The organism is Pseudomonas palleroniana (genome assembly GCF_022836895.1).
GTDB lineage: Bacteria > Pseudomonadota > Gammaproteobacteria > Pseudomonadales > Pseudomonadaceae > Aquipseudomonas > Aquipseudomonas palleroniana.
In genome coordinates, this window is the sequence record NZ_CP092411.1 from 615392 (window position 1) to 641457 (window position 26066).

A 26066-nucleotide genomic window follows, 5' to 3' on the forward strand; every position below is an offset into this window, starting at 1 on the left:
GAGATAATGGCAACCGCTCCGGAAAAACCGGAGCGTCACCATGCTAGGAAGCATCGCGTCAGGAGCGGTGGTGCTTATATACGATGGGGGCCAGCCCTCAGCGCAACTCGCCGCAGAGGTCCAGTTCCACCAGGCGACGGACTTCGCACGCCTCGAGCCCGGCACCGATCAGTGCATTGAGCTTGCCGAATGCCGCCTCACGGGTCATGCCGCCGCCGGACAACACGCCGACGCCACGCAGGCGGCTGCCGGCTTCGTAGACATCCAGCTCCACGCCGCCTTCATGGCATTGAGTGATGGCCACGACCACGATTGCTTTGTCCTGTGCCCGTTGCAGGCTGGCCAGGAACGCAGGATTGTCACTGGGCCCGGTGCCGCTGCCGAAGCACTCGAGGATCAGTGCCTGGATACCGCTATCGATCAGCGCATCCAGTTGCACGGCCGCGATGCCCGGCACCAGCGGCAACACTCCAATGTTGGCCAGGGCCTTGGGCTGACGAAAATCCAGGGCCGCCGGAATCTCACTCGCCCGGGCCACGCCGCCATTGCGCTGCAACGCGGCAAACGGGTGGCGACCAAAGCTGCGGATCTTCGCGCAACGGGTCGGCGCCATCAGCGCGCCGTGGAAATACAGATGAACACCGGGCGCCAGGCCTTCGCCCAAGGCTGCCAGCGCACCGCTGACGTTTTCCCAGGCATCGCTGTCCGGCACGCCGGCCGGCAGCATGGAGCCGGTGAACACCACAGGCGCCGGCAGCCCCAGCAGTTGGAAGCTCATCGCCGCCGCGCTGTAGGCCAGGGTGTCGGTGCCGTGCAGGATCAGCACGGCGTCGCAGCCGGCGTCCACTGCCTCGACCACGGCGGTGCGCAGGCGCTGCCAGTAAGCGGGGGTCATATTGGCGCTGTCGATCAGCGGGGACATTTCCCGGAAGCGCCAAGCAGGCAATGGCTGGTTGCAAAGCTGTTCGCGCATGCGCGCTTCGAAACCGGATGCGGGCGCCAGGCCATTGGCGCTGGCTTGCATGCCGATGGTGCCGCCGGTGTAGAGCACCATCACGTTGTTAGCTGATTGCATCAAGAAATCTCCTGAACGAAAAACGCCGCCGGGCCCAGAGCATGCCCAAGGCCGGGCGGCGTGTCATCTATCGGCTCTTATTACGCTTGGCGCTGCGCTTGAGCACTCAGTTCAGCCGCTGGGGCACTGTCCGGTTTCACCGGATTGGCCGGCCAGGCCTTGGGGTCCAGATCCAGATCAGGGAATTGGCTGGAATCGAACACCGGCGTCTTGATGCCCGCTGCACGCTGATTGTCGTAGTCGTTCAGGATGCGCATGGCGATCTTGAACAGGAACGCCAGGGCGAACAGGTTGACGAACGCCAGCAGGGTCATGGTGATGTCGGCGAAGGCGAATACGGTGCTCAGGTTCTCGATCGAGCCCCAGAAAATCAGCACCAGCACCAGTGTGCGGTAGCCCATCAGCACCTTGCGGTTGTTGCCGACCAGGAAGCGCAGGTTACTTTCGCCGAGGTAGTAGTTGTACATGATCGATGTGAACACGAACAACGCCAGGGCTACCGAGATGAACATGCGACCCCAGTCACCCACTACGGCTGCCAGGGAGTTCTGGGTCAGGGCAATGCCGTCGCCTTCAAAGCCTGGGGTGTAGAAACCGGAGAGCAGGATCAGCAGCGCGGTGCAGGTGCAGATCACGAACGTGTCGAGGAACACGCTGAACGCCTGGACCACGCCCTGGGCGATCGGGTGTTCTACCGAAGCCACTGCCGCCACGTTAGGCGCGCTGCCCAAACCGGCTTCGTTGGCGAACACGCCGCGCTTCACACCCATGATGATTGCGCTGCCCACCAGGCCGCCGAAGGCTTGGTCGAGGCCGAAGGCGCTCTTGACGATGGTCGCGAGCATGGCCGGCACGTGGTCGAATTGCAGCACGATCACGTACAGGGTTACAGCGATGTAGACCAGGGTCTTGACCGGCACCAGCAGGTCGGCAATCGAGGCGATTCGCTTGATCCCGCCGATGAACACCAGGCCCAGCAATACCGCGAGGGCAAGGCCGGTGTAGGTGGTGTCGAGGCCGAAAGCATTGTTCAGCGAGTGGGTCACGGCATGGGCTTGCAGGCCGTTGAAGGCAAAGCCGAAGGTGACCAGCAGCAGGAACGCCATCAGCATGCCCAGCCAGCGTTTCTGCAGGCCGTGCTGGATGTAGTAAGCCGGGCCGCCACGGAAGGTGCCTTCGGCGTCAGTGCGCTTGTACAACTGACCGAGGGAGCACTCGATAAAGCTCGACGACATGCCCACCAATGCGGTGACCCACATCCAGAACACGGCGCCCGGGCCACCCAGGGTCACGGCAATGCCGACACCGGCGATGTTACCGGCACCGACACGGCCGGCCAGGCTGAGCATCAGCGCCTGGAACGAGCTGAGTTGGTCGGAGCTGTTTTTCAGGCTGTCGCGAAACACCGAAAACATGTGGAAAAAGTGACGTAATTGAACGAAACGCGAGCGGATCGTGAAATAACCGCCGAGCCCGACAATGAGCACGATCAGTACTTTCCCTGAGAGGAAGTCGTTGATGACTTCGAGCATGGAGTGTTCCTCGCTGATTTTTCTAATGGCAAACGCAGGACGGTCCGGGCCTTCGCATAGCACCAGGCAGTGCGCGACGGTTCGATCCCAATCCTTTTGCGGGTGTTGTTATTCATGCGCTTTCGCGTTGCTTCGGGCCTCGTATCGATGGCCGTAGACGCGAAGAGGGGCGGCACTATACCTAGGCGAGCGGGATCCGTCTGCACGAGACGATTAAAGGTTTCAGCCGTGTGTCGGCTGGCAAGGAGGGTTTACAGGGCGATATTGGAGTTTTTATGGGCATCATTTCACAACCTTGAGACAAAAAAAGGGCCTGAAGAACGAGCCTTCAGGCCCTCAAAAGGTGAGAGGTGTCTAGTCCCTCAGCCTGGTGAGCGGTGCAACAGACACTTAGGCCTTCAAGGGGACCAAGCGTGGAGCGATCATGTTCTCGGGGCGCAGGATGTCGTCGAGCATGGCATCGTCGAGCAAGCCTTCCTCGCGCACCAATTCCAGCACGCCGCGGCCGCTTTCAAGGGCGACACGGGCGATACGGGTGGCGTTTTCGTAGCCGATATACGGGTTCAGCGCGGTGACCAGGCCGATGGAGTGCTCCACCAGCTCGCGGCAACGGGCTTCGTTGGCGGTGATGCCGGTGATGCAGTGTTCGCGCAGCATGTCCATGGCGCGTTGCAGCAGGCGGATCGAGTCGAAGATCTTGAATGCGATCAGCGGCTCCATCACGTTCAGCTGCAGTTGACCGCCTTCGGCTGCCATGGTCAGTGCCAGGTCGTTACCGATCACTTGGAACGCTACCTGGTTCACGGCTTCCGGGATCACCGGGTTGACCTTGCCGGGCATGATCGAGCTGCCTGGCTGGCGTGCCGGCAGGTTGATTTCGTTGATGCCGGTACGCGGGCCGCTGGACAACAGGCGCAGGTCGTTGCAGATCTTCGACAGCTTCACCGCGGTACGCTTGAGCATGCCGGAAAACAGTACGAAGGCGCCCATGTCGGAAGTGGCTTCGATCAGGTCGGCGGCCGGTACGACCGGCTGCCCGCTGATCACGGCCAGGCGTTGTACCGCCAGTGCCTGATAGCGTGGGTCGGCGTTGATGCCGGTGCCGATGGCGGTGCCGCCCAGGTTGACTTCGGTGAGCAGTTCCGGCGCCAGGGTTTTCAGGCGGGCCAGGTCTTCACCCAGGGTGGTGGCGAAGGCGCGGAATTCCTGGCCGAGGGTCATCGGCACGGCGTCTTGCAGTTGGGTACGGCCCATTTTCAGGACGTGGCTGAATTCTTCACCCTTGGCGGCGAACGCCTGGATCAGGCTGTCGAGACTGGCCAGCAGCGCATCATGACCCAGCAGCAGACCCAGGCGGATCGCGGTCGGGTAGGCGTCGTTGGTCGACTGCGCCATGTTCACGTCGTTGTTAGGGTGCAGGTACTGGTACTCGCCCTTGTTGTGGCCCATGGCCTCCAACGCGATGTTGGCGATGACTTCGTTGGCATTCATGTTGGTTGAAGTGCCGGCGCCGCCTTGAATCATGTCCACCACGAACTCTTCGTGGAAATCGCCGCGGATCAGACGGGCACAGGCTTCGCTGATGGCAGCGTGCTTGGCTTCGCTGAGCTGACCCAGCTCGCGGTTGGCGTCAGCCGCCGCTTGCTTGACCATTGCCAGACCGACCACCAATTTCGGGTAATGCGAAATCGGAACGCCCGAGAGACGGAAGTTATTCACCGCTCGCAGGGTCTGGATGCCGTAATACGCTTGGGCGGGTACTTCGAGTACGCCAAGCAGGTCTTTTTCGGTACGGAAAGATGCAGCGGAGGACATGACGGAAATCATCTCGATATGGACCCGGAACTGGCCGGAACGCTGCGAATGCTAGGCTTCCATAAGTTTTTGGGCCAATGCTGTTCAGCACTGACCCATGCACAAACGGCATAATGTGGATGTGACCCAGCTATGATGGCGGGCGTGTGTGCCAAAATGGTGCATACCCGTGGGAGGAAGTGATGAACCTTGAGAGCAAATGGCTGGAAGACTTCAGTGCCCTGGCGGCAACTCGCAGTTTTTCCCAGGCGGCGGAGCGGCGCTTTGTGACCCAGCCGGCGTTCAGTCGCCGCATCCGCAGTCTGGAGGCCGCGCTGGGCCTGACCCTGGTCAACCGCTCGCGTACGCCGGTGGAACTGACAGCGGCGGGGCAGTTGTTCCTGGTCACCGCGCGTACGGTGGTCGAACAACTCGGGGAAGTGTTGCGCCATCTGCATCACCTGGAAGGCGGGCAGGGTGAGGTCATGCAAGTGGCAGCGGCCCATTCCCTGGCCTTGGGCTTCTTCCCGCGCTGGATTGCGCAATTGCGCAACGAAGGCCTGAACATTGCCACTCGGCTGGTTGCCACCAACGTCGGCGACGCGGTGCATGCCCTGCGCGAAGGTGGCTGCGACCTGATGCTGGCGTTCTACGACCCGGACGCGGCGATGCAGATGGATGCCGAAATCTTCCCCTCGCTGCATCTGGGCAACACCGAAATGCTCCCGGTCTGCGCCGCCGACGCCGAGGGCAAGCCACTGTTCGACCTGGAGGGCGAAGCCAGCGTGCCGTTGCTGGCCTACAGCGCCGGTGCTTTCCTGGGCCGTTCGGTGCACCTGCTGCTGCGCCAACGTGCGCTGCGTTTTACGACGGTGTATGAAACCGCCATGGCCGATAGCCTCAAGAGCATGGCCCTGGAAGGCTTGGGCATCGCCTGGGTACCGCAACTGAGCGTAAGGGCGGAATTGGCCCGGGGCGAACTGGTCGTGTGCGGCGGCCCGCAATGGCATGTGCCGCTGGAGATCCGTCTGTATCGCTGCGCGTTGGTGCGCAAGGCGAACGTGCGGCTGCTGTGGCGCAAGCTGGAGGGGGGAGCGGCGCAGAATGCTTGAGACCAAAACTGTTCAAATGTGGGAGGGGGCCTGGCATGGCGGGGTGTCAGGTACTTATTTGTCACTGATACGCCGCTATCGGGAGCAAGCCCCCTCCCACAGGGTTTTGCGGTGTCTTGGACTGACTCGTAAGTCAATAAAACCGCTGGTTTGCGCCGTAAGACAGATGGTCATTCCAGGGGCTGTTTATCTGCATTATTACGGTATACTGCGCGGCCTTCGGCCGGTCCAATCGGCCTGAATTTCGTACAACAAGCCACGCCGGTCTCCCGCGTGGCTTGTTGTTTTTTGACGCGCCTGCGGGCGCCCAGAGAGAAGAGGCACGACGATGAGTGCATTGGTTGGCGTGATCATGGGCTCCAAGTCCGATTGGTCCACCCTTAGCCACACCGCCGATATGCTGGAAAAACTCGGCATTCCCTACGAAGTGAAAGTGGTCTCCGCCCACCGCACTCCGGATTTGCTGTTCCAGTATGCCGATGAAGCAGAATCCCGTGGCATCGAGGTGATCATCGCCGGTGCCGGTGGTGCAGCCCACTTGCCGGGCATGTGTGCGGCCAAGACCCACCTGCCGGTGCTCGGCGTACCGGTGCAGTCGTCGATGCTCTCGGGCGTGGACTCGCTGCTGTCCATCGTACAGATGCCGGCCGGTGTTCCGGTGGCGACCCTGGCGATCGGCAAGGCCGGTGCGATCAACGCAGCCTTGCTGTCCGCCAGCATCCTGGGCGCCAAGCACCCGCAATTCCATGCGGTGCTGAAAAAATTCCGTGCTGAACAGACAGACAGCGTGCTGGACAATCCAGACCCACGTATCGCCTGAGGTTGTTGACGATGAAGATCGGTGTAATCGGTGGCGGCCAATTGGGCCGCATGCTGGCCCTGGCGGGAACGCCGCTGGGAATGGACTTCGCTTTCCTAGACCCGGCGCCGGACGCTTGCGCGGCCGCTCTTGGTGAGCACTTGCGCGCAGACTACAGCGACCCGGACCACCTGCGCCAACTGGCTGACGAAGTCGATCTGGTGACCTTCGAGTTCGAAAGCGTCCCGGCCGAAACCGTGGCCTTCCTGTCGCAGTTCGTACCGGTGTACCCGAGCGCCGAAGCGCTGCGTATCGCTCGCGACCGCTGGTTCGAGAAAAGCATGTTCAAGGACCTGGGCATTCCGACCCCGGCCTTCGCCGACATCCAGTCCCAGGCGGACCTGGACGCTGCCGTCGCCAGCATCGGCCTGCCGGCTGTGCTGAAAACCCGTACCCTGGGTTACGACGGCAAGGGCCAGAAAGTCCTGCGTACCGAGGCCGATGTGGTCGGCACCTTTGCCGAGCTGGGCAGCGTTGGCTGTCTGCTGGAAGGCTTCGTGCCGTTCACCGGTGAAGTCTCGCTGATCGCCGTGCGGGCCCGTGATGGTGAAACCCGCTTCTACCCGTTGGTGCACAACACTCACGACAGCGGCATCCTCAAATTGTCAGTGGCCAGCACTGACCACCCGCTGCAAGCCCTGGCCGAAGACTATTCCAGCCGCGTGCTCAAGCAGCTGGACTACGTTGGCGTAATGGCGTTCGAGTTCTTTGAAGTCGACGGTGGCCTCAAGGCCAACGAAATCGCGCCGCGTGTGCACAACTCCGGGCACTGGACCACCGAAGGCGCTGAGTGCAGTCAGTTCGAAAACCACCTGCGGGCGGTCGCCGGCTTGCCGCTGGGGTCTACGGCCAAGGTCGGCGAGAGCGCCATGCTGAACTTCATCGGCACGGTGCCTGCGGTTGAGCGAGTCATCGCTATCGACGACTGCCATCTGCATCACTACGGCAAGGCCTTCAAGGCGGGGCGCAAGGTCGGTCATGCCAACCTGCGCTGCAAGGATCGCGCAACGCTGCAAGCGCAGATCCTCAAGGTTGAAGCGCTGATCGCCGAACAATAAGCCCGGGGTCGGCGGGAACCATTTGGGGGTTGCCGTCCTCTGATTGCAGGATGCCAAAGCCTGCTAGGCTTTGGCATAGTTCACCTACATTCAGAGGGAAATGCCATGGGTATCATCGGAACCATCTTTATCGGCCTGATCGTCGGTCTGCTGGCGCGTTTCCTCAAGCCTGGCGACGACAGCATGGGTTGGATCATGACGATCCTGCTGGGTATTGCAGGTTCTCTGGTCGCCACCTACGGTGGTCAGGCCCTGGGCATCTACCAGGCGGGCCAAGGCGCAGGCTTCTTCGGTGCGTTGGTTGGCGCTGTCGTGCTGCTGGTTATCTACGGCCTGCTGAAAAAGAAATAATCCACGCGTTGAACCCTCTGCGCTGCGCAGGTGCAGAGGGTTAGAATGCTCGCCACTTTGTACTTGCCGAGCTTCCCCATGCGCCGACTTCTGTTAACGCTTCTCTTGCTGGGCTCCGGCCTGGCGCACGCTGGCGAACTGCCGGAAACCGACTGGCTCGACCTGATGCCGCTCTCTGATCAGAAAGCGCTCGAAGCCATGCCTGAAATCGACCACAACTCTCCCGAAGCACAAGGCACCTTCACCGACAAAGGTGGCTTGAAGCAGAGCAAAGGCTTGCCTGCGGTGATGTATTCGACCAAGACCGTGGCGGCCATGAACGGCAAGAACATCCGTATCGGCGGCTACCCCGTCCCGTTGGAAACCGACGCGAAGGGCCGCAGCACGTTGTTCTTCCTGGTGCCGTACCCGGGCGCCTGCATCCATGTGCCGCCACCACCGCCTAACCAGCTGGTGCTGGTGCGTTATCCCAAGGGGCTGAAGCTGGAGGATATCTACACGCCGCTATGGGTCACGGGCATGCTGAAGGTGGAGAAGGTGAATAACGACTTGGCGGATGCCGCCTATGCGCTGGATGCGGCGAAGGTGCGGGTCGTGAAGGAGTCGGATCTCTAAGCCACAACGCCTATCCCTGTGGGAGGGAGCAAGCCCCCTCTCACATGTTTTGTTTACAGGGTGATAGCGCTGAGGCTCACGCCCAAGGTGTGGCTTTCGCCGGGCGCCAGCTTCACCACATCATCCAGCACGTTGGCCGTCTCGATGCACAGCATGCCCGGCCAGCCGTCGTCGGCCATGTCGTCCAGCGCTTTGGCGCGCTCGGTCCACGGGTTCCAGATCACCGTGGACCTGGAGCCCTCGGCGGTCAGCTGGATGCGGCGTTGCCAGTCTTTATCGACAATATTCAGCTGCGTCGGGGTATCGAGGTAGATGCGATCCGTCTCTGCAGTGAAGTGCAGCAGGCCGGATTGGGTTTTCTCGGCCCAACCGTCGGCAGTATCGATATACACCAGGCCATCCAGGCCTTCGACCTGCACGTTTCGCACATCGCTGACAGCGAAGTAGGTGTGCAGTGCCTGGCTGAGGGTCACGGTGTCGGTGCCGCGGTTATGGCTGGTCAGGCGGATATGCAGTTGGTCGTCCAGCAGCAGGCTCAGCTTCAGGTCGACCTGATGAGGCCAGCCAGGGAAACCTCCTGCCGGCGCCGGTAACACGAAGTCGACGCGCAGTGCATTGCCTTCGGCCTCGGCTGCGGCCAAGGTCCAGAGTGCGGTGCGCACGAAACCGTGAGCGCCAGCCGGCTGCTCGCTTTGACGCATCGCCTTTACGCTCTGCGGGTTACGGTCGAATACGCCAAACCACGGCCAGCACACCGGCACGCCGGTACGAATGCCTTTGCCTGTCTTGAACACCGCCTCAGGGTTCTGCCAGATCAGCGGCTGCTCGCCCTGGCGCTGAAAACTGAAGATGTGCGCGCCCTGTTGGGCCACCATCAGTTCGGCGTCATTGTGGCGGATGCGCCAGCAATCCAGCTCGTCCTGTTTCACGGCTTCAACGTGGGGCGTAGGCATGGCAATACTCTCAATGGGCAGGCAATGGGGCAATTGACCGTCAAAAACCGGCGAGGTTTAACGCGCGCGCGACGGCACCGAACGTGTACGGCCGCTGCCATCGATGGCGACGAAGACAAACACCGCCTCGGTGACCTTGCGCCATTCGCTGGACAGCGGGTCGTCGCTCCACACTTCGACCATCATCTGGATCGAGCTGCGGCCGATTTCCAGGGCCTGGGTATAGAAGGACAACTGCGCGCCCACGGCCACCGGCACCAGGAACGCCATGCGATCAATCGCCACGGTGGCCACGCGACCACCTGCGACCTTGCTGGCCATGGCGGTGCCGGCCAAATCCATCTGCGCGACTAGCCAGCCGCCGAAAATGTCACCAAAACCGTTGGTTTCACGCGGGAGCGCAGTGATTTGCAGAGCGAGATCGCCTTGCGGGATAGGATCTTCTTGTTCGAGTTCGATCATGCCGAGGGTGCCTCTGACCCGTGACGCTTCATGGGTATTTCAAGTGGATAGCCGTCTTCAAAAAAACGTTTCAGCACCAACATACACCGCTCAATGCGTTTCTCGTAAGGCGGACTAAAGGGAAACTCTGCCAAATCGGCTGGATGGCACCCAACAACGTTTTGGCACAGCAGCCCCTCAAGACAGCGGGTCTGGCGCTTGCAAGGGCCGAGTATATCGGGACGATTGCGCCGCGACGACCTCCCGACGCTCATTTGGTCGGCAATTAACGTCTGTAATGCGGCTTTTTCCGGCAACTGTGCTTCTTATTGCGGTTAAAGCGTATGAACACGGAATATTTCGTCCATTGAAGTGTTATTCGGCGGGCGCTGTGCTTTTCCAAGCGATTTGCTATCTTGCCAAACCCGATGCAAGTCCCGGGCTTGCCGTTCTGATTACTATAAGAGAAGCCTTGCCATGTCCTCCGTGCCCGCAAGCAGTGCGCAACCTTCGCGCCCGCTGACCCGCAACGACTATAAAACGCTGTCGCTGTCTGCCTTGGGCGGGGCGCTGGAGTTCTACGACTTCATCATTTTCGTGTTTTTCGCCTCCGTGGTTGGAAAACTGTTCTTCCCCGTCGACATGCCTGAATGGCTGCGCATGCTGCAGACTTTCGGCATCTTCGCCGCGGGCTACCTGGCACGCCCGCTGGGCGGCATCATCATGGCGCACTTCGGCGATTTGCTGGGCCGCAAGAAGATGTTCACCTTGAGTATCTTCATGATGGCCGTGCCGACCCTGATCATGGGTCTGCTGCCGACCTACGCGCAGATCGGCCTGTGGGCGCCGCTGCTGTTACTGCTGATGCGGATCATCCAGGGCGCCGCGATCGGTGGCGAAGTGCCGGGCGCCTGGGTGTTCGTCTCCGAGCACGTTCCGTCCCGGCATATCGGCTACGCCTGCGGCACCCTGACCAGCGGCCTCACCGCCGGTATCCTGCTGGGCTCGCTGGTGGCCACGGCCATCAACACGATCTACAGCCCGGAGCAGGTCGCCGATTACGCCTGGCGCATCCCGTTCCTGCTCGGTGGTGTGTTCGGGCTGCTGTCGGTATACCTGCGTCGTTGGCTGCATGAAACGCCGATCTTCGCCGAGATGCAGCAGCGCAAGGCCCTGGCCGCCGAGTTGCCATTACGCGCAGTATTGCGCGACCACCGTGGCGCCATCGTGCTGTCGATGCTGTTGACCTGGTTGTTGTCGGCCGGCGTTGTCGTGGTGATCCTGATGACCCCGACCGTGCTGCAAACCCTCTATCACTTCAGCCCGACCGTGGCCCTGCAAGCCAACAGCCTGGCCATCGTCACCCTGAGCCTGGGTTGCATCGCCTCCGGCGCCCTGGCCGACCGCTTCGGCGCCGGCCGCGTGTTGGTCAGCGGCTGCGCACTGCTGCTGGCGACCTCATGGACGCTGTATCACAGCCTGCTTGCCCATCCCGACTGGTTGTTCCCGCTGTATGCCTTGACTGGTCTGTTTGTCGGCACCATCGGCGTGGTGCCTTACGTGATGGTGAAAGCCTTCCCGCCAGTGGTGCGCTTTAGTGGTTTGTCATTTTCCTACAACGTCGCCTATGCCGTATTCGGTGGCCTGACACCGTTGGCGGTGTCGCTGCTGATGAAGGAAAGCCCGATGGGCCCGGCCTATTACGTTGCTGTCCTGTGTGTGATGGGAATGGCCGTAGGCGGATATCTGTGGAAGCGCGGGCGCTGAGCCATCGCTGAGCCGGTGGCGGGCAGGCTCGCTCGCCACCGGTGTACGAGCAACGATTACAGAGTGTTTCTGAAACAACTCCCCAAACGCTTCAGGCCGCCTCGCAAACCCCGTATTTGTTGAGTTTCTCCTTTCTGTCAGATTTTTCATGAATGCTGGCCTTTCATCTAATTGTCATATTGCAGACATAGAGTGTTCACACGGCCTACTGATACTTGGCCCCGATCCAACTATCCCTATCTGCTAGGAGCAAGGCATGAAACTGAAACGTTTGATGGCGGCAATGACTTTTGTCGCTGCTGGCGTTGCGACCGCCAACGCGGTGGCCGCTGGTGTTGATCCGGCAATTCCGGCGTACGTCAAGACCACTGGTGTGTCGGGCAACTTGTCCAGCGTCGGTTCCGATACCTTGGCCAACCTGATGACCCTGTGGGCCGAGGGTTACAAAAAGGAATACCCGAACGTCAACATCCAGATTCAAGCCGCCGGCTCCGCCACCGCGCCACCTGCGCTGACTGAAGGCACCTCCAACCTGGGCCCGATGAGCCGCAAGATGAAGGACACCGAACTGGCTGCCTTCGAGCAGAAGTACGGCTACAAGCCAACCGCTATCCCGGTTGCCGTGGATGCCCTGGCGGTCTTCGTACACAAGGACAACCCGATCCAGCACCTGACCATGGAACAAGTCGACGCGATCTTCTCCTCGACTCGTCTGTGCGGCGCTAAAGCCGACGTGAAAACCTGGGGTGACCTGGGCGTGACCGGCGACCTGGCCAACAAGCCAGTCCAGCTGTTCGGTCGTAACTCGGTATCCGGCACTTACGGCTACTTCAAAGAAGAAGCGCTGTGCAAAGGCGACTACAAGCCGAACGTGAACGAACAACCAGGCTCGGCTTCGGTCGTGCAGTCGATCAGCTCCTCGCTGAACGGCATCGGTTACTCGGGCATCGGCTACAAGACTGCAAGCGTGAAGACTGTTGCCCTGGCCAAGAAAGGCAGCACCGACTTCATCGAAGACAGCGAAGAAAACGCCCTGAACGGCAAATACCCGCTGTCGCGCTTCCTCTACGTCTACGTCAACAAAGCCCCGAACAAGCCTCTGGCACCGCTGGAAGCTGAGTTCGTGAAGCTTGTGTTGTCCAAGCAAGGCCAGGAAGTTGTCGTCAAGGATGGCTACATCCCACTGCCAGCCAAAGTTGCCGCCAAGGCCCTGGCTGACCTGGGCCTGAAAGAAGGCGCCAAGTAAGCCTTCGGTAAAGCCGCCTTGAACCGGGTTCGCTCCACGGTTCAAGGCCCAGGCGGGGTCGGTAAGACCTGGACCTCGCCTCTTAATTTCTGATCCGCTGCAAGCCCTGCTAGCGGCGGATTTCTTGCGTCACTGCATTGTCATCTTTCTGTCATACAGGATCGCTAGGGTGTGCGCATGAATGATCTGGCCAATTCCACCATGACGACGACTTCTCCCCCCAAGCGCATTGATTTCAATACGCCTGAACTGCAACGCAAGCGCCGCCTTCGCGCGCTCAAGGATCGCCTGACCCGTTGGTACGTACTGGTCGGCGGCCTCGCCGTCCTCGGCGCCATTACCCTGATTTTCTTCTTCCTTGCCTACGTTGTCGCGCCGCTGTTCCAAGGGGCTTCGCTGACCAAGGAAGATGCGTTGACGCCTGCATGGATGCAGGACGCCGGCAAGCCGCTGATGATCGCCATCGAAGAACAGAACCAAGTCGCCATGCGGGTTTCCGACAAGGGCCAGGCGCTGTTCTTTGATGTACAGACCGGCGCCGAGCTCAAGCGTATCGACCTGCCGCTGCCGGCCGGCAGCCAAGTGGTGTCTATCGGTCGAGACCAGCCAGGCAGCCCGTTGGTGATCCTCGGCTTGTCCAATGGCCAGGCCCTGGTCTTCCGCCACACCTATAAGGTGTCTTACCCGGACGGCAAGAAAACTATCAACCCAGCCGTGGAATACCCCTACGGTGAAACGCCGATTGTCCTCGACGATCAAGGCCGCCCGCTGGAGCACGTCGCTCTCAACGCTACCGACTCTTCGCTGGTGGTGGCCGGTTCCGCCGGTTCGTATTTGAACGTGCTGGGCCTGAGCCGCGAAGAAAACATGATGACCGGCGAAGTGACCAGCGAGCAGAAGCGCATCGAGCTGCCGCAAATGACTGAGCCGGTGAAGGCGATCTTCATCGACCCGCGCCAGCAATGGTTGTATGTGGTCAACGGTCGTGCCCTGGCCGACGTGTTCAGCCTGCGCGACAAGAGCCTCAATGGGCGCTATAAGCTGCTCGAAGACGGCACCGCCGAAATCACCGCCAGCACGCAATTGGTCGGTGGCATCTCGCTGATCGTCGGTGACTCGAAGGGCGGCCTGGCCCAGTGGTTCATGGCCCGCGACCCGGATGGCGAACAGCGCCTGAAACAGATCCGCACCTTCCAGATGGGCACTGCGCCGATCGTGGAAATCACTGCTGAAGAGCGTCGCAAAGGCTTCACCGCCCTCGACGCCTCCGGCAAGTTCGGCGTGTTCCACAGCACCGCGCACCGCACCCTGCTGGTGGACCCGGTGGTGGATGGGCAAGGCCTGTTCGGCCTGTCGCCGCGCGCCAATCAAGTGATCGTCGAAGCTGGCGGCAAGCTGCAGCCGCTGTTGCTGGACAACCCGCACCCGGAAGTGTCGTGGAGCGCGTTGTGGAGCAAAGTCTGGTACGAAAACTACGACGAGCCTAAATACGTCTGGCAATCGACCGCCGCCAACACCGACTTCGAACCCAAGATGAGCCTGGCTCCGTTGACGTTCGGCACGCTGAAAGCCGCGTTCTACGCCATGTTGCTGGCCGCACCCCTGGCGGTTGCCGCAGCGATCTACACCGCTTACTTCATGGCCCCGAGCCTGCGCCGCAAGGTCAAGCCGGTGATCGAATTGATGGAAGCGATGCCGACGGTGATCCTCGGCTTCTTCGCCGGCCTGTTCCTGGCACCGTATGTCGAAGGGCATCTGCCGGGGATTTTCAGCCTGCTGATGCTGCTGCCGATTGGCATCCTGGTTGCCGGTTTCATCTTCAGCCGCTTGCCTGAGTCGCTGCGCCTGCGGGTGCCGGATGGCTGGGAAAGCGCGATCCTGATCCCGGTGATCCTGTTCGTGGGCTGGCTCTCGCTGTATATGAGCCCGTACCTGGAAACCTGGTTCTTCGGCGGCGACATGCGCATGTGGATCTCCCACGACCTGGGCATCACCTATGACCAGCGCAACGCCCTGGTCGTCGGCCTGGCCATGGGTTTTGCAGTGATCCCGAACATCTACTCCATCGCCGAAGACGCCGTGTTCAGCGTGCCGCGCGGCCTGACCCTGGGCTCACTGGCCCTGGGCGCCACACCGTGGCAGACCATGACCCGCGTGGTCATCCTGACCGCAAGCCCGGGTATCTTCTCGGCGCTGATGATCGGCATGGGCCGTGCCGTCGGCGAGACCATGATCGTACTGATGGCCACTGGTAACACTCCGGTGATGGAAATGAACCTGTTCGAAGGCCTGCGCACCCTGGCAGCCAACGTCGCGGTGGAAATGCCGGAATCGGAAGTGGGCGGCAGCCACTACCGCGTGCTGTTCCTCTCGGCGCTGGTGCTACTGCTGTTCACCTTCATCATGAACACCCTCGCCGAGCTGATCCGTCAGCGTCTGCGCAAGAAATACTCGTCGCTTTAAGAAAGGTAGAAGTCTGTGAAACAGAACTCCCTGAATGGATGGTTCAAGAGCGGCGCCCCCGGCGTCTGGATCAGCGGTGGCGCGGTGTCCATCGCGGTCATCATGACCATTGGCTTGCTGGCCGTGATTGCGGTGCGCGGCCTGGGTCATTTCTGGCCGGCTGACCTGATCCAGGCCAACTACAGCGTGCCCGGCCAGGAAAACCACATCGTCATCGGCGAAGTGGTGCAGAAGGAAGAAGTGCCCCGCGAGCGCCTGAAAAGCGCCGGCTTGCCGGTGCCTGACCAGGGCCCGGAATTCATGACCCGCGAGCTGATCAAGGTCGGCAACCGTGACCTGAACGGCAACGATTTCACCTGGATCGTCGGCGAGTGGTTGAAAGACCAGACCAAACCGGTCGAGCTGATGGCCATCGAGCGTCGTGAGTGGGGCAACTTCTACGGCACCCTGATCAACGTCAAACAGGATGGCAAGGTTGTCGCCGAAGGCGAGGCTGCGTGGCCTGAGCTGCAAGCCCGTGTCGAGCGCGTCAACAAGCTGGCTGCCCAGCTCAAGACCCTGGAGAAATCCGATATCGGCGCGATCAACGCCGGGTTGGAGCGCATCCGCCTGCACGGTCGCAAGCTGGAGCTGGAAGGCAAGCTCGACGCCACGGCCCAGGCCGATATGGAAGCGGGCCGTGCCGAGCTGAATAATCGCTATAAAGAGGTCGAAGCACGCCTGGCAGACCTGCACACCCAGTTCAACCGCGACAGCCTGACGGCTCGCGACGCCAACGGCAAGGAAGTGGAAATCGGCATTGGTAAAGTGGTACACGCCTACCAGCCGAACGCCATGGGTACCCTGACCAAGATCGGTTTCTACTTCAGCAAGGTCTGGGAATTCCTCAGCGACGACCCACGGGAAGCCAACACCGAAGGCGGGATTTTCCCGGCGATCTTCGGCACCGTGATGATGACCCTGATCATGGCGATGATCGTGACGCCGTTCGGTGTACTGGCCGCGGTTTACCTGCGTGAGTACGCCAAGCAGAACACCCTGACTCGCGTGATCCGCATCGCCGTGAACAACCTGGCGGGCGTCCCGGCCATCGTTTACGGCGTGTTCGGTCTCGGTTTCTTTGTGTACGTCCTGGGTGGCTCGGTCGACCGTCTGTTCTTCGCCGAAGCCCTGCCGGCCCCGACCTTCGGTACGCCGGGCCTGCTGTGGGCCTCGCTGACCCTGGCGCTGCTGGCCGTGCCGGTGGTGATCGTAGCCACCGAAGAAGGCTTGGCGCGGATCCCCCGCACCGTGCGTGAAGGTTCCCTGGCACTGGGCGCGACCAAGGCGGAAACGCTGTGGAAGATCGTGCTGCCGATGGCCAGCCCGGCGATGATGACCGGCATGATTCTCGCCGTGGCCCGTGCCGCTGGTGAGGTGGCTCCGCTGATGCTGGTGGGTGTGGTGAAACTGGCACCGTCGCTGCCGCTGGACGGCAACTACCCGTACCTGCACTTGGACCAGAAGATCATGCACCTGGGCTTCCATATCTATGACGTCGGCTTCCAGAGCCCCAACGTCGAGGCCGCACGGCCACTGGTGTACGCCACGGCCCTGCTGCTGGTGCTGGTGATCGCCACGCTCAACCTGTCGGCAGTGTGGATTCGTAACCACCTGCGCGAAAAATACAAAGCACTGGATAGCTGATCCGAATTGACGCGGACTCAATGTGGGAGCGAGCAAGCCGCTTCCACACAACGAATTGGTAGCACAGGGAGCATCCCATGCAACACGAAACCCACACCCACGGCATCAACATGTCGGCCCTGGGTCGCGACAAGCAGAGCCTGAGCCTGGCCCAGGAAACCGTGGCCATCGAAGTGCCGGGCCTGAGCCTGTACTACGGCGAGAAACAGGCGCTGTTCGACGTCAGCATGAACATCCCCAAGCAACGCGTGACGGCCTTTATCGGCCCGTCCGGCTGCGGCAAGTCCACGCTGCTGCGTACGTTCAACCGCATGAACGACCTGGTGGACGGTTGCCGTGTGGACGGCGCCATCAACCTTTACGGCAGCAACATCTATCGTAAGGGCGAAGATGTGGCCGAGTTGCGTCGCCGCGTGGGCATGGTGTTCCAGAAGCCGAACCCGTTCCCCAAGACCATCTACGAAAACGTGGTCTACGGCCTGCGCATTCAGGGCATCAACAAAAAACGCATCCTCGACGAAGCGGTGGAGTGGGCCTTGAAAGGCGCTGCGCTGTGGGATGAGGTCAAAGACCGCCTGCACGACTCGGCACTCGGCCTGTCCGGCGGCCAGCAGCAGCGTCTGGTGATCGCCCGTACCATCGCCGTGGAGCCGGAAGTGTTGCTGCTCGACGAACCTTGCTCGGCGCTCGACCCGATCTCGACCTTGAAGGTCGAAGAGCTGATCTACGAGCTCAAGTCCAAGTTCACCATCGTTATCGTGACTCACAACATGCAACAGGCGGCGCGGGTTTCCGACTACACCGCGTTCATGTACATGGGCAAGCTGGTGGAATTCGGCGACACCGATACGCTGTTCACCAATCCGGCGAAGAAGCAGACCGAAGACTACATCACCGGTCGCTACGGCTAGTATCCGGTGGTTTCGATTGCACTGAATGCTGCGGCTCTCCGCACCTTACCGGACGTTCCAAGGACGCCAACATGATTAGCAAAGAAGGTCTTACCCATCACATCTCCGCGCAGTTCAACGCCGAGCTTGAGGAAGTGCGCAGCCACCTCCTGGCGATGGGCGGGTTGGTGGAGAAGCAAGTCAACGACGCCGTCACCGCGCTGATCGAGGCCGACTCGGGCCTGGCCCAGCAAGTGCGCGAGATCGATGAACAGATCAACCAGATGGAACGCAATATCGACGAAGAATGCCTGCGGATCCTGGCGCGTCGCCAGCCGGCGGCATCCGACCTGCGTTTGATCATCAGCATTTCCAAGTCAGTGATTGACCTGGAGCGCATCGGAGACGAATCCACCAAGATCGCCCGTCGCGCCATTCAATTGTGTGAAGAAGGCGAAGCGCCGCGCGGTTACGTGGAAGTGCGCCATATCGGCGACCAGGTGCGCAACATGGTGCGCGATGCGCTCGACGCGTTTGCCCGCTTCGATGCCGAGTTGGCGTTGTCGGTGGCCCAGTACGACAAGGTCATCGACCGCGAGTACAAGACGGCGCTGCGCGAGCTGGCCACTTACATGATGGAAGATCCACGCTCTATCTCGCGGGTCTTGAACATCATTTGGGTGCTACGCTCCCTGGAGCGTATCGGCGACCACGCGCGCAATATCTCGGAACTGGTGATTTACCTGGTTCGCGGCACCGACGTGCGGCACATGGGCCTCAAGCGCATGAAAGCCGAAGTTGAAGGGACCGTTGACCAAAACCCTAATGTTCCCGGCGAACCTGACGATAAATAAGGTTGCCCGAGAAATTAACGCCCGGCCTTTGGTCGGGCGTTTTTGTTTGTGGCTACAATTTTTCTTGCACAGCAGGAGCAATAAAGTCCTTCTGTGACCTGCGAGTTTTGGCAAAATGCTATCAGTCAGGCGTTTTGCGTGCCGAAGTTTCTATAGGATGAAGGGTCGATGAGTAAAGTCAGTGTATTGGTGGTGGACGACGCCTCGTTTATCCGCGACTTGGTGAAGAAGTGCCTGCGTAACTACTTCCCCGGGATCAAGATCGAAGACGCGGTAAACGGTAAAAAGGCGCAATCCATCCTGATGCGCGAGAGCTTCGACCTGGTGCTGTGCGACTGGGAAATGCCCGAGATGTCCGGCCTGGAGCTGCTGACCTGGTGCCGTGAGCAAGCGCACCTCAAGGCCATGCCGTTCGTGATGGTGACCAGCCGTGGCGACAAGGAGAACGTGGTTCAGGCGATCCAGGCAGGCGTTTCCGGCTACGTCAGCAAGCCCTTCACCAACGAACAGTTGTTGAACAAGGTCAAGCAGGCTTTGCACAAGGTCGGCCGTCTCGACGCCTTGGTCGCCAGTGCGCCGACCAAGGTGAACTCGGCTTTCGGCAACGACTCCCTGAGCGCCCTGACCGGCGGCAAGCCTGAGGCCGTGCGCGCAGCCCCTGTCGCGGCGGCAGCGCCCGCGCCAAATAAGGGCTTGCTCAACAGCCCTCCGGTACAGGCGCCGTCAGCAACGCCGACCGGTAACCGCGGCCAAGGCCAACTGCGACTGTCCAGCGGTAGCCAGCAATGTGTGATCAAGGCGCTGAGCATCAAGGAGGCGCTGCTGGTAGTGCGTCGCGGCGAAATCCTGCCTCAGGTACTGGAAAGCGCGGTACTCGACCTTGAGCAAGGCGAAAACGCCGAAGTCGCCCGCTTGAACGGCTACCTGCACGCTATCGTCGCCTACGAGCCCAAGCCCGACAGCGACTGGCTGCAACTGACCTTCCGGTTTATCGACCAGGATGCGCAGAAACTCGACTACATCTCTCGCCTGATCGCACGGGGTACGGCGCAGAAGCACTTCGTCCCGGGTGCGTGATTGTAGTGAGCGGGCTTGCCCCGCGCTGGGGGGCGAAGCCGCCCCAAACCCAGGCACCTCAATTTTAACTGGGAAAACTCAGCGCCTGAGTTAGGGCGGCTTCGCCCCCCCAGCGCGGGGCAAGCCCGCTCACTACAGGGTTTCTGGTGTGCAGGGGTTAATCCAGCAGCAGGACCTTGGCCAATACGATCTTCGGCCCCTTCATCTTCTTGATGATGATCCGCAAGCCTTCCACCTCCAGCACTTCTTCCTCTTCGGGCACCCGTTTCAGGGTGTCGTAGATCAGGCCGGCCAGGGTTTCGGCTTCGATGTGGTCCAGGTCCACACCCAGCAGGCGTTCCACCTTGAACAGCGGGGTATCGCCGCGCACCAGCAGTTTGCCGGGCTGATAGGCGAGAATGCCGCGTTCAGCCTTGCGGTGTTCGTCCTGGATATCGCCCACCAGCACTTCGAGCACGTCTTCCATGGTCAGGTAGCCGATGACTTTGCCGTCGGCTTCTTCCACCAGGGCAAAGTGTGCGGCGCCTTTGCGGAACTGCTCCAGCAACTGCGACAGCGGCATGTGCCGCGACACACGTTCCAGCGGCCGGGTCAGTTCGGCCAGGTTGAACGACTCGGGGATGTGGTCCAGGGCCGCCAACTCCAGCAGCAGGTCCTTGATGTGCAGCAGGCCGACAAATTCGTTGCGCACCGCGTCGTACACCGGGTAGCGGCTGAATTTGTGGCGGCGGAACAAAGCGAGGATTTCCTTGAGCGGGGCATTGAAGTCCAGGGTGACCATGTCTTCTCGGGAGTTGGCCCAGTCCACCACTTCCAGCTCGCCCATTTCCACGGCGGAGGCCAGTACCCGCATGCCTTGGTCGCTCGGGTCCTGGCCACGGCTGGAGTGCAGGATCAGCTTGAGTTCTTCGCGGCTGTAATGGTGCTCATGATGCGGGCCGGGCTCACCTTGGCCTGCAATGCGCAGGATGGCGTTGGCGCTGGCGTTGAGCAGGTAGATCGCCGGGTACATCGCCCAGTAGAACAGGTACAGCGGCACCGCCGTCCACAGCGACAGCAGCTCCGGTTTACGGATGGCCCAGGATTTGGGGGCTAGTTCGCCGACCACGATGTGCAGGTAGGAAATCACGAAGAAGGCGGCAAAGAACGATACGCCCTTGATCACCTCTGGCGATTGCACGCCTACGGCTTCCAGCAACGGCTCTAGGATATGTGCAAAGGCGGGCTCACCCACCCAGCCCAGGCCCAGGGAGGCGAGGGTGATACCCAGCTGGCAGGCCGACAGGTAAGCGTCGAGCTGGCTGTGCACGGTGCGCAGGATCTGCCCGCGCCAGCCGTTCTGGTGGGCGATGGCCTCGACCCGGGTGGCGCGCAGTTTGACCATGGCAAACTCCGCCGCAACGAAGAAGCCGTTGAGCAGTACCAGGATCAGTGCGAAAAGAATCATGCCGAAGTCGGCGAAGAGTGTAGCGAGGGTGATACCAGGGGAAGGGTCCATGATGGGGTTTTGCAGGTTCCGTGTGTTCAATAAGGGGTGGCAGGTGGGCCGCAAAGGCGCGTGCAAGTCGGCCAATGTAGCGGCTGGCGGGGCGCTTGCCTAGTGCCCACTGCCGGGTGGAGCCTGGAATGGCGCCTTCGAAACAGCACAATTGCAACTGTGGGAGGGGGCTTGCTCCCGATAGCCGTGAGTCAGTCGGTACATCTGAGGCTGATACACCGCTATCGGGAGCAAGCCCCCTCTCACATTGAGATTGGTGTCGGGTTTGAGTTATTCGTCATTTCCGACGAGCCGCGAGTGGGTCACCTGCGCTGGCGGGAAGTGGCAGGTGAAGGTGCTGCCATGCCCTAGCACACTGCTGATTTCCAGTCGTGCGCGGTGGCGCAGCAGCACATGTTTGACAATCGCCAGGCCCAGCCCGGTGCCGCCCGTGTTGGAGTTGCGGCTGGAGTCGACACGGTAGAAGCGTTCGGTCAGGCGCGGCAGGTGCTTGGCGTCGATGCCGATGCCGGAGTCCTGCACGCTCAAATGTGCGCCGTGTTCGTCGGCCCACCAGCGAATACGGATATTGCCTCCGTCCTGGGTGTACTTGACGGCATTGAACACCAGGTTGGAGAACGCACTGCGCAATTCGCCTTCGCTGCCTTTGAGCAGCACCAGCGGGTCGGCTTCCAGGGTGATTTGCTGGCCGCGCTCGCCGGACAGGGCCTGGGCATCATTCTTGATGGTCTTCAGCAGGCTTTGCACGGTGACCGGGTGGTTGTCCGACGGATAATCGGTCGCCTCAAGCTTGGCCAGCAACAGCAGGTCGTTGAGCAGGGTCTGCATGCGTGAACCTTGCTGCTGCATCTGCTGCAGGGCACGGTTCCAGCGTGGGTTGATCTCGTCGACATTGTCCAGCAACGTCTCCAGATAACCGCAGATCACCGTCAACGGCGTGCGCAGCTCGTGGGAAACGTTGGCGACGAAGTCTTTGCGCATCTGTTCCAGCTGGTGGATGCGTGTCACGTCGCGCACCAGCATCAGGTGTTCGTTGTTGCCGTAGCGGGTCAAGTACAGCTGGATGCGCACGCGATCATTGGTGGGCGAGGGGATTTCCAGCGCCTCTTCGTAATTGTCCTGCTCAAAGTATTCCTTGAAGCGTGGATGACGCACCAGGTTGGTCACCGGCTGGCCACTGTCCTGAGGCGTCTTGAGGCCCAGCAGGGTCTCGGCGGCGCGGTTCCACCACTCCAGGTTGCCATCGCTGTCGAGCATGATCACCGCGTCCTTGAGCGCGGCGGTGGATTCCTGCACCCGGTCGATCACCGCTTGCAGGCGCCCACGGACCCGTTGGTCGCGGCGTTGCAGGTGGTAGATGCTGTCGAACACCTCGCCCCACAGGCCATAGCCGTCGGGTGGTGCTTCATCGGGTTTGTGTTGGCGCAGCCATTCATGCAGGCGTAGCAGTTGTTTGAGGGTCCAGCCCAGGTACAAGGCCAGGCCGACGGCCAGGCTCCAGCCGTAATAGCCGCTGATCAGGCCTACCAGCAGGCAGCCGGTGATCAGCAAAAGCATGTGGCGGATCAGGGTGCCATGCCAGTTCTGGTTCACTTAAACATGCGTCCTTGTCAGCTGTTCAGGAAATTCGGCGCGGCTCAACCTTTGGTGGAAAACCGGTAGCCAGTGCCGCGCACGGTTTGTACCAGATTCTCGTAGGCATCGCCCAAGGCTTTGCGCAGGCGGCGGATATGCACGTCGACGGTACGTTCTTCCACATACACATTGCCGCCCCATACCTGGTCCAGCAATTGCCCACGGGTGTAGGCGCGTTCCTGGTGGGTCATGAAAAACTGCAGCAGGCGGTACTCGGTCGGGCCCATTTCGGCAGGCTTGCCGTCAATGGTCACGCGGTGGCTGATCGGGTCCAGCAGCAGGCCGCCGACTTCAATCGGGGCTTCGCCATCGGTCGGGCCGGCGCGGCGCAGTACGGCCTTCAGGCGCGCGACCAGTTCCCGTGGGGAAAAGGGTTTGGTGATGTAGTCATCAGCGCCTACTTCCAGGCCCTGGATCTTGTTGTCTTCTTCGCCCTTGGCGGTGAGCATGATGATCGGGATATCCCCGGTCAGTTCATCCCGCTTGAGGCGGCGGGCCAGCTCGATGCCGGAGGTGCCGGGCAGCATCCAGTCCAGCAGGATCAGGTCTGGCTTGCGGTCGACGATAATGGCATGGGCCTGCTGGGAATTGTCCGCCTCCAGGCAGTCATAGCCGGCCATTTCCAACGCAACGGCGATCATCTCGCGGATGGGCGCTTCGTCGTCGACGATCAGAATGCTCCTGCCAACCATGCCTAAATCCTCTTGTCATTTAACTGTCTTGCGCCGCATTAGATAACGGAATTATTGCAGTCGTGTGACAGTAATTTAGACGCTTGGGCAATTTGCGTCGCTCTGGGCTACGCTTTGGGACCGAATCCTGACAACCACAAAAGGAAGGTTCCGATGACTCAAAGTACGTTTTCCTGGAAGGCCCTGCTGGTCACGGCGGCGTTGACGCTGCCGACGCTGGCATTTGCGGCGGAGCCGGCGATGACTAAAGACGGCATGCTGGTCGACCACAAGGGCATGACCCTCTACACCTTCGACAAGGACGCTGACGGCAAGTCAGTGTGCAAGGACCAGTGCGCGACCAATTGGCCGCCGCTGAAGGCGGAGTCCACCGACAAGTCGATGGGAGACTGGACTGTTATTACCCGCGACGACAATTCCAGCCAGTGGGCCTACAAAGGCAAGCCGGTCTACACCTACAAGGATGACCACAAGGCCGGTGACAAGACCGGTGATGGCAAGGGTGGGGCATGGCACGTGATCAAGCCCTGATCAAGCGGTGCTTCTGAGACTTTCGCGAGCAAGCCCGCTCCCACATTTGAATGCATTCCAAGTGGGGGGAGTGGGCTTGCTCGCGAAGGCGTCAGCGAAACCCATAGTCAGCCACAATCCCGACAAATATCGCCAACCCGGCCCAGTGGTTGTGCAGGAACGCCTTGAAGCACTTCATCCGGTCCCTGTCGCGGGTGTACCAGAACTCCCACGCAAAACAGCCCGCCGCCGCCAGCAAGCCCAGATGGAACCAGCCCCCCCAACTCGAACCTGGCGCCTGCCAGCAACAGGCAAGCCAGCGACAGGCCCTGCAATGTGAGGATGATCACGCGGTCGGCATCGCCAAACAGGATGGCCGTGGACTTCACGCCGATTTTCAAGTCGTCGTCGCGGTCGGTCATGGCGTAATAAGTGTCGTAACCCACCGTCCACAGCAGGTTGGCGATGTACAGCAGCCATGCAGTGGCGGGCAGGTGGCCGGTCTCGGCGGTGAACGCCATCGGCATACCCCAGGAAAACGCCGCGCCCAGCACCACTTGCGGGTAATAGGTGTAGCGCTTCATGAACGGATAGCTGACCGCCAGTGCCAGGCCGCCCAGCGACAACCAGATGGTTGTAGCGTTGGTCAGCAGCACCAGCAGGAAGCTGATCAGCATCAGGACCGCAAAGAACACCAGGGCCTCTTTTGAACTGATCTTGCCGCTGGCCAACGGACGTTGCGCGGTGCGCTTCACATGGCCGTCGACCTTGCGGTCCGCCCAGTCATTGATGACGCAACCGGCAGCGCGAGTCAGGGTCACGCCAAGCACAAAAATCACGATGTTGGCCAGGGACGGCGAGCCCTTGCCGGCGATCCACAATGCCCACAGCGTCGGCCACAGCAGCAGGTAAATGCCGATGGGCTTGTCCATGCGGGTCAACTGAATGAAATCCCAGGCCCTGGGGTTCAGGCGGTTCAAGGATTTGAGCAGACGTTGGTACATCAGCAGTTCTCCGGATGGTCATGCAGCGCATGCCAGAAGCTGGGCAGGAAGACTTCCGCGACCAGCACGCTCAAAGGTCCGCGATCGAAGCGCGAGCGGCGGCCCCAAAGGCCATCGGCCTGATCCGCAGTCGGCAGCCACTGGCTGGGGTAGTGGCACACCTCAATGGCCTGGCGGACGAAAGCGTGGTCGCAGAACAGTAATTCCCCCAGCGAGCGGCTGCCCAGCTCATCCATATGCAGGCCGTCGCCTTGCAGGGCACTGCGCGCCGCCACGCTACGGGCGAACACCCACGGCTGACCATGACCGCGCAGATACACCTCGCGCACCCAGCCGACAGTAGCGGCCGGCAAGCCCAGCGCCACGCATTCATCAACACGCAATGGCTGCCAGCCCTCGAACAACGGCGTCACGCTGAAACCGTCGTTGGACAGCCGCGTCAGCCGCCGCGTCAGCGAATCTTCATTGAACAGCCAGTTGAGGGTCAGGGGCGCGGGCACTGGGCTCAGAAGGCTCTGGGGCAGCCATTGGCAAGCATCGGAAGGGGCGATTGAGTGCGGCACGGTGGGTCAGTATTGGCAGCAAAAGAGGCGGCGAGCTTACCATGGCGTCCTGCACTTTTGCCGGGGTGAACCGGCCCCATGCGTCGATCATGCTTGCATCTGCCGGCCCCGATCAGTACAAAACGCCCTGAGCCGCACGGCAACGTGGGTCTATCGACCGTCGGCCAAGATGCCTGGACCCTGAGGAAGCAAGTGATGAAGAAGTGGCAATGTATAGTTTGCGGCCTGATTTATGATGAAAAAGACGGCTGGCCGGATGACGGAATTGTGCCGGGTACCCGTTGGGAAGATGTCCCGGAAGACTGGCTGTGCCCAGACTGTGGCGTAGGCAAAATGGATTTCGAAATGATCGAGATCGGTTAATTCTCAGTTTCAAGAAACCTACTGCAAG

Annotated in this window: 23 protein-coding genes and 1 pseudogene; 14 read left to right on the plus strand and 10 right to left on the minus strand. The window is 60.9% G+C overall.

The window, feature by feature from the left end:
• Positions 1-97 precede the first annotated feature (97 nt).
• The 3 genes from MJP36_RS02610 to aspA all read right to left on the minus strand — a co-directional run bounded on the left by MJP36_RS02610 (position 98) and on the right by aspA (position 4422).
• A complete protein-coding gene (locus MJP36_RS02610; protein ID WP_244384838.1) occupies positions 98-1075 on the minus strand; it encodes an asparaginase in 978 nt (325 codons plus the stop codon).
• A gap of 80 nt (positions 1076-1155) precedes the next feature.
• The gene (locus MJP36_RS02615) at positions 1156-2607 is read right to left on the minus strand and encodes an alanine/glycine:cation symporter family protein (RefSeq protein WP_244384841.1); all 1452 of its coding nucleotides are present in this window, start codon (positions 2605-2607) and stop codon (positions 1156-1158) included.
• A gap of 390 nt (positions 2608-2997) precedes the next feature.
• On the minus strand, positions 2998-4422 hold the full coding sequence (gene aspA, locus MJP36_RS02620; protein ID WP_060756637.1) for an aspartate ammonia-lyase: 1425 nt from the start codon (positions 4420-4422) through the stop codon (positions 2998-3000).
• A 182-nt stretch (positions 4423-4604) separates the two neighbouring features.
• Between aspA and MJP36_RS02625 the strand changes: the two genes are divergently transcribed.
• The 5 genes from MJP36_RS02625 to MJP36_RS02645 all read left to right on the plus strand — a co-directional run bounded on the left by MJP36_RS02625 (position 4605) and on the right by MJP36_RS02645 (position 8396).
• Entirely contained in the window at positions 4605-5513 is a 909-nt protein-coding gene (locus tag MJP36_RS02625; protein WP_060756638.1) for a LysR substrate-binding domain-containing protein, read from the plus strand.
• Between the two features lie 328 nt (positions 5514-5841).
• Positions 5842-6333, plus strand: a complete 492-nt coding sequence (purE, locus tag MJP36_RS02630; RefSeq protein ID WP_060756639.1) for a 5-(carboxyamino)imidazole ribonucleotide mutase — start codon at positions 5842-5844, stop codon at positions 6331-6333.
• Between the two features lie 11 nt (positions 6334-6344).
• Complete coding sequence (locus tag MJP36_RS02635; RefSeq protein WP_060756640.1) at positions 6345-7430, plus strand: 5-(carboxyamino)imidazole ribonucleotide synthase; 1086 nt, start codon at positions 6345-6347, stop codon at positions 7428-7430.
• A 105-nt stretch (positions 7431-7535) separates the two neighbouring features.
• Complete coding sequence (locus MJP36_RS02640) at positions 7536-7781, plus strand: GlsB/YeaQ/YmgE family stress response membrane protein (RefSeq protein ID WP_060756641.1); 246 nt, start codon at positions 7536-7538, stop codon at positions 7779-7781.
• Between the two features lie 78 nt (positions 7782-7859).
• Positions 7860-8396 (plus strand): DUF3299 domain-containing protein, encoded by a 537-nt coding sequence (locus MJP36_RS02645; protein WP_060756686.1) that lies wholly within the window; start codon positions 7860-7862, stop codon positions 8394-8396.
• Between the two features lie 53 nt (positions 8397-8449).
• Here the strand turns inward: MJP36_RS02645 and MJP36_RS02650 are convergent, their stop codons facing one another.
• Both MJP36_RS02650 and MJP36_RS02655 read right to left on the minus strand, forming a co-directional pair.
• The gene (locus MJP36_RS02650; protein WP_244384844.1) at positions 8450-9349 is read right to left on the minus strand and encodes a D-hexose-6-phosphate mutarotase; all 900 of its coding nucleotides are present in this window, start codon (positions 9347-9349) and stop codon (positions 8450-8452) included.
• Between the two features lie 57 nt (positions 9350-9406).
• Positions 9407-9811, minus strand: coding sequence for an acyl-CoA thioesterase (locus MJP36_RS02655; protein ID WP_003176975.1), 405 nt, complete (start codon positions 9809-9811; stop codon positions 9407-9409).
• A 456-nt stretch (positions 9812-10267) separates the two neighbouring features.
• Between MJP36_RS02655 and MJP36_RS02660 the strand changes: the two genes are divergently transcribed.
• From MJP36_RS02660 to MJP36_RS02690, 7 genes are all read left to right on the plus strand, one after another.
• Positions 10268-11557 carry an MFS transporter gene (locus MJP36_RS02660; protein WP_244384847.1) on the plus strand — a complete coding sequence of 430 codons (1290 nt, stop codon included), beginning with the start codon at positions 10268-10270 and terminating at the stop codon, positions 11555-11557.
• Between the two features lie 256 nt (positions 11558-11813).
• Entirely contained in the window at positions 11814-12803 is a 990-nt protein-coding gene (locus MJP36_RS02665) for a phosphate ABC transporter substrate-binding protein PstS (protein ID WP_060756644.1), read from the plus strand.
• A gap of 429 nt (positions 12804-13232) precedes the next feature.
• Positions 13233-15266 carry an ABC transporter permease subunit gene (locus tag MJP36_RS02670; protein WP_198761146.1) on the plus strand — a complete coding sequence of 678 codons (2034 nt, stop codon included), beginning with the start codon at positions 13233-13235 and terminating at the stop codon, positions 15264-15266.
• 15 nt (positions 15267-15281) lie between these two features.
• Complete coding sequence (gene pstA / locus MJP36_RS02675; protein WP_060756646.1) at positions 15282-16952, plus strand: phosphate ABC transporter permease PstA; 1671 nt, start codon at positions 15282-15284, stop codon at positions 16950-16952.
• Positions 16953-17029: 77 nt separating this feature from the next.
• Complete coding sequence (gene pstB / locus MJP36_RS02680; protein ID WP_060756647.1) at positions 17030-17863, plus strand: phosphate ABC transporter ATP-binding protein PstB; 834 nt, start codon at positions 17030-17032, stop codon at positions 17861-17863.
• 71 nt (positions 17864-17934) lie between these two features.
• Complete coding sequence (phoU, locus tag MJP36_RS02685; protein WP_060756648.1) at positions 17935-18696, plus strand: phosphate signaling complex protein PhoU; 762 nt, start codon at positions 17935-17937, stop codon at positions 18694-18696.
• Positions 18697-18864: 168 nt separating this feature from the next.
• On the plus strand, positions 18865-19773 hold the full coding sequence (locus MJP36_RS02690) for a response regulator (protein ID WP_205344305.1): 909 nt from the start codon (positions 18865-18867) through the stop codon (positions 19771-19773).
• 157 nt (positions 19774-19930) lie between these two features.
• Here MJP36_RS02690 and MJP36_RS02695 read toward each other — a convergent pair whose 3' ends face one another.
• The 3 genes from MJP36_RS02695 to phoB form a co-directional block, all read right to left on the minus strand.
• Positions 19931-21271 carry a hemolysin family protein gene (locus MJP36_RS02695; RefSeq protein WP_060756650.1) on the minus strand — a complete coding sequence of 447 codons (1341 nt, stop codon included), beginning with the start codon at positions 21269-21271 and terminating at the stop codon, positions 19931-19933.
• Between the two features lie 270 nt (positions 21272-21541).
• Complete coding sequence (gene phoR / locus MJP36_RS02700) at positions 21542-22828, minus strand: phosphate regulon sensor histidine kinase PhoR (RefSeq protein ID WP_232965739.1); 1287 nt, start codon at positions 22826-22828, stop codon at positions 21542-21544.
• 80 nt (positions 22829-22908) lie between these two features.
• The gene (gene phoB, locus MJP36_RS02705) at positions 22909-23598 is read right to left on the minus strand and encodes a phosphate regulon transcriptional regulator PhoB (RefSeq protein ID WP_244384848.1); all 690 of its coding nucleotides are present in this window, start codon (positions 23596-23598) and stop codon (positions 22909-22911) included.
• A 153-nt stretch (positions 23599-23751) separates the two neighbouring features.
• Here phoB and MJP36_RS02710 point away from each other — a divergent pair, with 153 nt between their 5' ends.
• On the plus strand, positions 23752-24129 hold the full coding sequence (locus tag MJP36_RS02710) for a COG4315 family predicted lipoprotein (protein ID WP_090367923.1): 378 nt from the start codon (positions 23752-23754) through the stop codon (positions 24127-24129).
• Positions 24130-24220: 91 nt separating this feature from the next.
• Here MJP36_RS02710 and ubiA read toward each other — a convergent pair.
• Positions 24221-25112, minus strand: a pseudogene (gene ubiA, locus MJP36_RS02715) (4-hydroxybenzoate octaprenyltransferase).
• A complete protein-coding gene (locus MJP36_RS02720) occupies positions 25112-25675 on the minus strand; it encodes a chorismate--pyruvate lyase family protein (protein WP_161548586.1) in 564 nt (187 codons plus the stop codon). The pseudogene ubiA and the gene MJP36_RS02720 overlap by 1 nt, the downstream one beginning before the upstream one ends.
• Before the next feature lie 195 nt (positions 25676-25870).
• On the opposite strand from MJP36_RS02720, the gene MJP36_RS02725 reads away from it, so the two are divergent.
• Positions 25871-26038 (plus strand): rubredoxin, encoded by a 168-nt coding sequence (locus tag MJP36_RS02725; protein ID WP_060756655.1) that lies wholly within the window; start codon positions 25871-25873, stop codon positions 26036-26038.
• The last annotated feature ends 28 nt before the right edge of the window (positions 26039-26066 follow it).

Bases quoted from the DNA above. Each gene is read 5' to 3' on its own strand.
- phoB (WP_244384848.1), bottom strand. From the start codon at position 23,598: ATGGTTGGCAGGAGCATTCTGATCGTCGACGACGAAGCGCCCATCCGC.
- MJP36_RS02635 (WP_060756640.1), top strand. From the start codon at position 6,345: ATGAAGATCGGTGTAATCGGTGGCGGCCAATTGGGCCGCATGCTGGCC.
- MJP36_RS02625 (WP_060756638.1), top strand. From the start codon at position 4,605: ATGAACCTTGAGAGCAAATGGCTGGAAGACTTCAGTGCCCTGGCGGCA.
- MJP36_RS02645 (WP_060756686.1), top strand. From the start codon at position 7,860: ATGCGCCGACTTCTGTTAACGCTTCTCTTGCTGGGCTCCGGCCTGGCG.
- phoU (WP_060756648.1), top strand. From the start codon at position 17,935: ATGATTAGCAAAGAAGGTCTTACCCATCACATCTCCGCGCAGTTCAAC.
- MJP36_RS02660 (WP_244384847.1), top strand. From the start codon at position 10,268: ATGTCCTCCGTGCCCGCAAGCAGTGCGCAACCTTCGCGCCCGCTGACC.
- MJP36_RS02615 (WP_244384841.1), bottom strand. From the start codon at position 2,607: ATGCTCGAAGTCATCAACGACTTCCTCTCAGGGAAAGTACTGATCGTG.
- purE (WP_060756639.1), top strand. From the start codon at position 5,842: ATGAGTGCATTGGTTGGCGTGATCATGGGCTCCAAGTCCGATTGGTCC.
- pstB (WP_060756647.1), top strand. From the start codon at position 17,030: ATGCAACACGAAACCCACACCCACGGCATCAACATGTCGGCCCTGGGT.
- MJP36_RS02640 (WP_060756641.1), top strand. From the start codon at position 7,536: ATGGGTATCATCGGAACCATCTTTATCGGCCTGATCGTCGGTCTGCTG.
- MJP36_RS02695 (WP_060756650.1), bottom strand. From the start codon at position 21,271: ATGGACCCTTCCCCTGGTATCACCCTCGCTACACTCTTCGCCGACTTC.
- MJP36_RS02665 (WP_060756644.1), top strand. From the start codon at position 11,814: ATGAAACTGAAACGTTTGATGGCGGCAATGACTTTTGTCGCTGCTGGC.
- phoR (WP_232965739.1), bottom strand. From the start codon at position 22,828: ATGCTTTTGCTGATCACCGGCTGCCTGCTGGTAGGCCTGATCAGCGGC.
- MJP36_RS02710 (WP_090367923.1), top strand. From the start codon at position 23,752: ATGACTCAAAGTACGTTTTCCTGGAAGGCCCTGCTGGTCACGGCGGCG.
- MJP36_RS02670 (WP_198761146.1), top strand. From the start codon at position 13,233: ATGCAGGACGCCGGCAAGCCGCTGATGATCGCCATCGAAGAACAGAAC.
- MJP36_RS02725 (WP_060756655.1), top strand. From the start codon at position 25,871: ATGAAGAAGTGGCAATGTATAGTTTGCGGCCTGATTTATGATGAAAAA.
- MJP36_RS02655 (WP_003176975.1), bottom strand. From the start codon at position 9,811: ATGATCGAACTCGAACAAGAAGATCCTATCCCGCAAGGCGATCTCGCT.
- MJP36_RS02690 (WP_205344305.1), top strand. From the start codon at position 18,865: ATGAGTAAAGTCAGTGTATTGGTGGTGGACGACGCCTCGTTTATCCGC.
- MJP36_RS02610 (WP_244384838.1), bottom strand. From the start codon at position 1,075: ATGCAATCAGCTAACAACGTGATGGTGCTCTACACCGGCGGCACCATC.
- MJP36_RS02650 (WP_244384844.1), bottom strand. From the start codon at position 9,349: ATGCCTACGCCCCACGTTGAAGCCGTGAAACAGGACGAGCTGGATTGC.
- aspA (WP_060756637.1), bottom strand. From the start codon at position 4,422: ATGTCCTCCGCTGCATCTTTCCGTACCGAAAAAGACCTGCTTGGCGTA.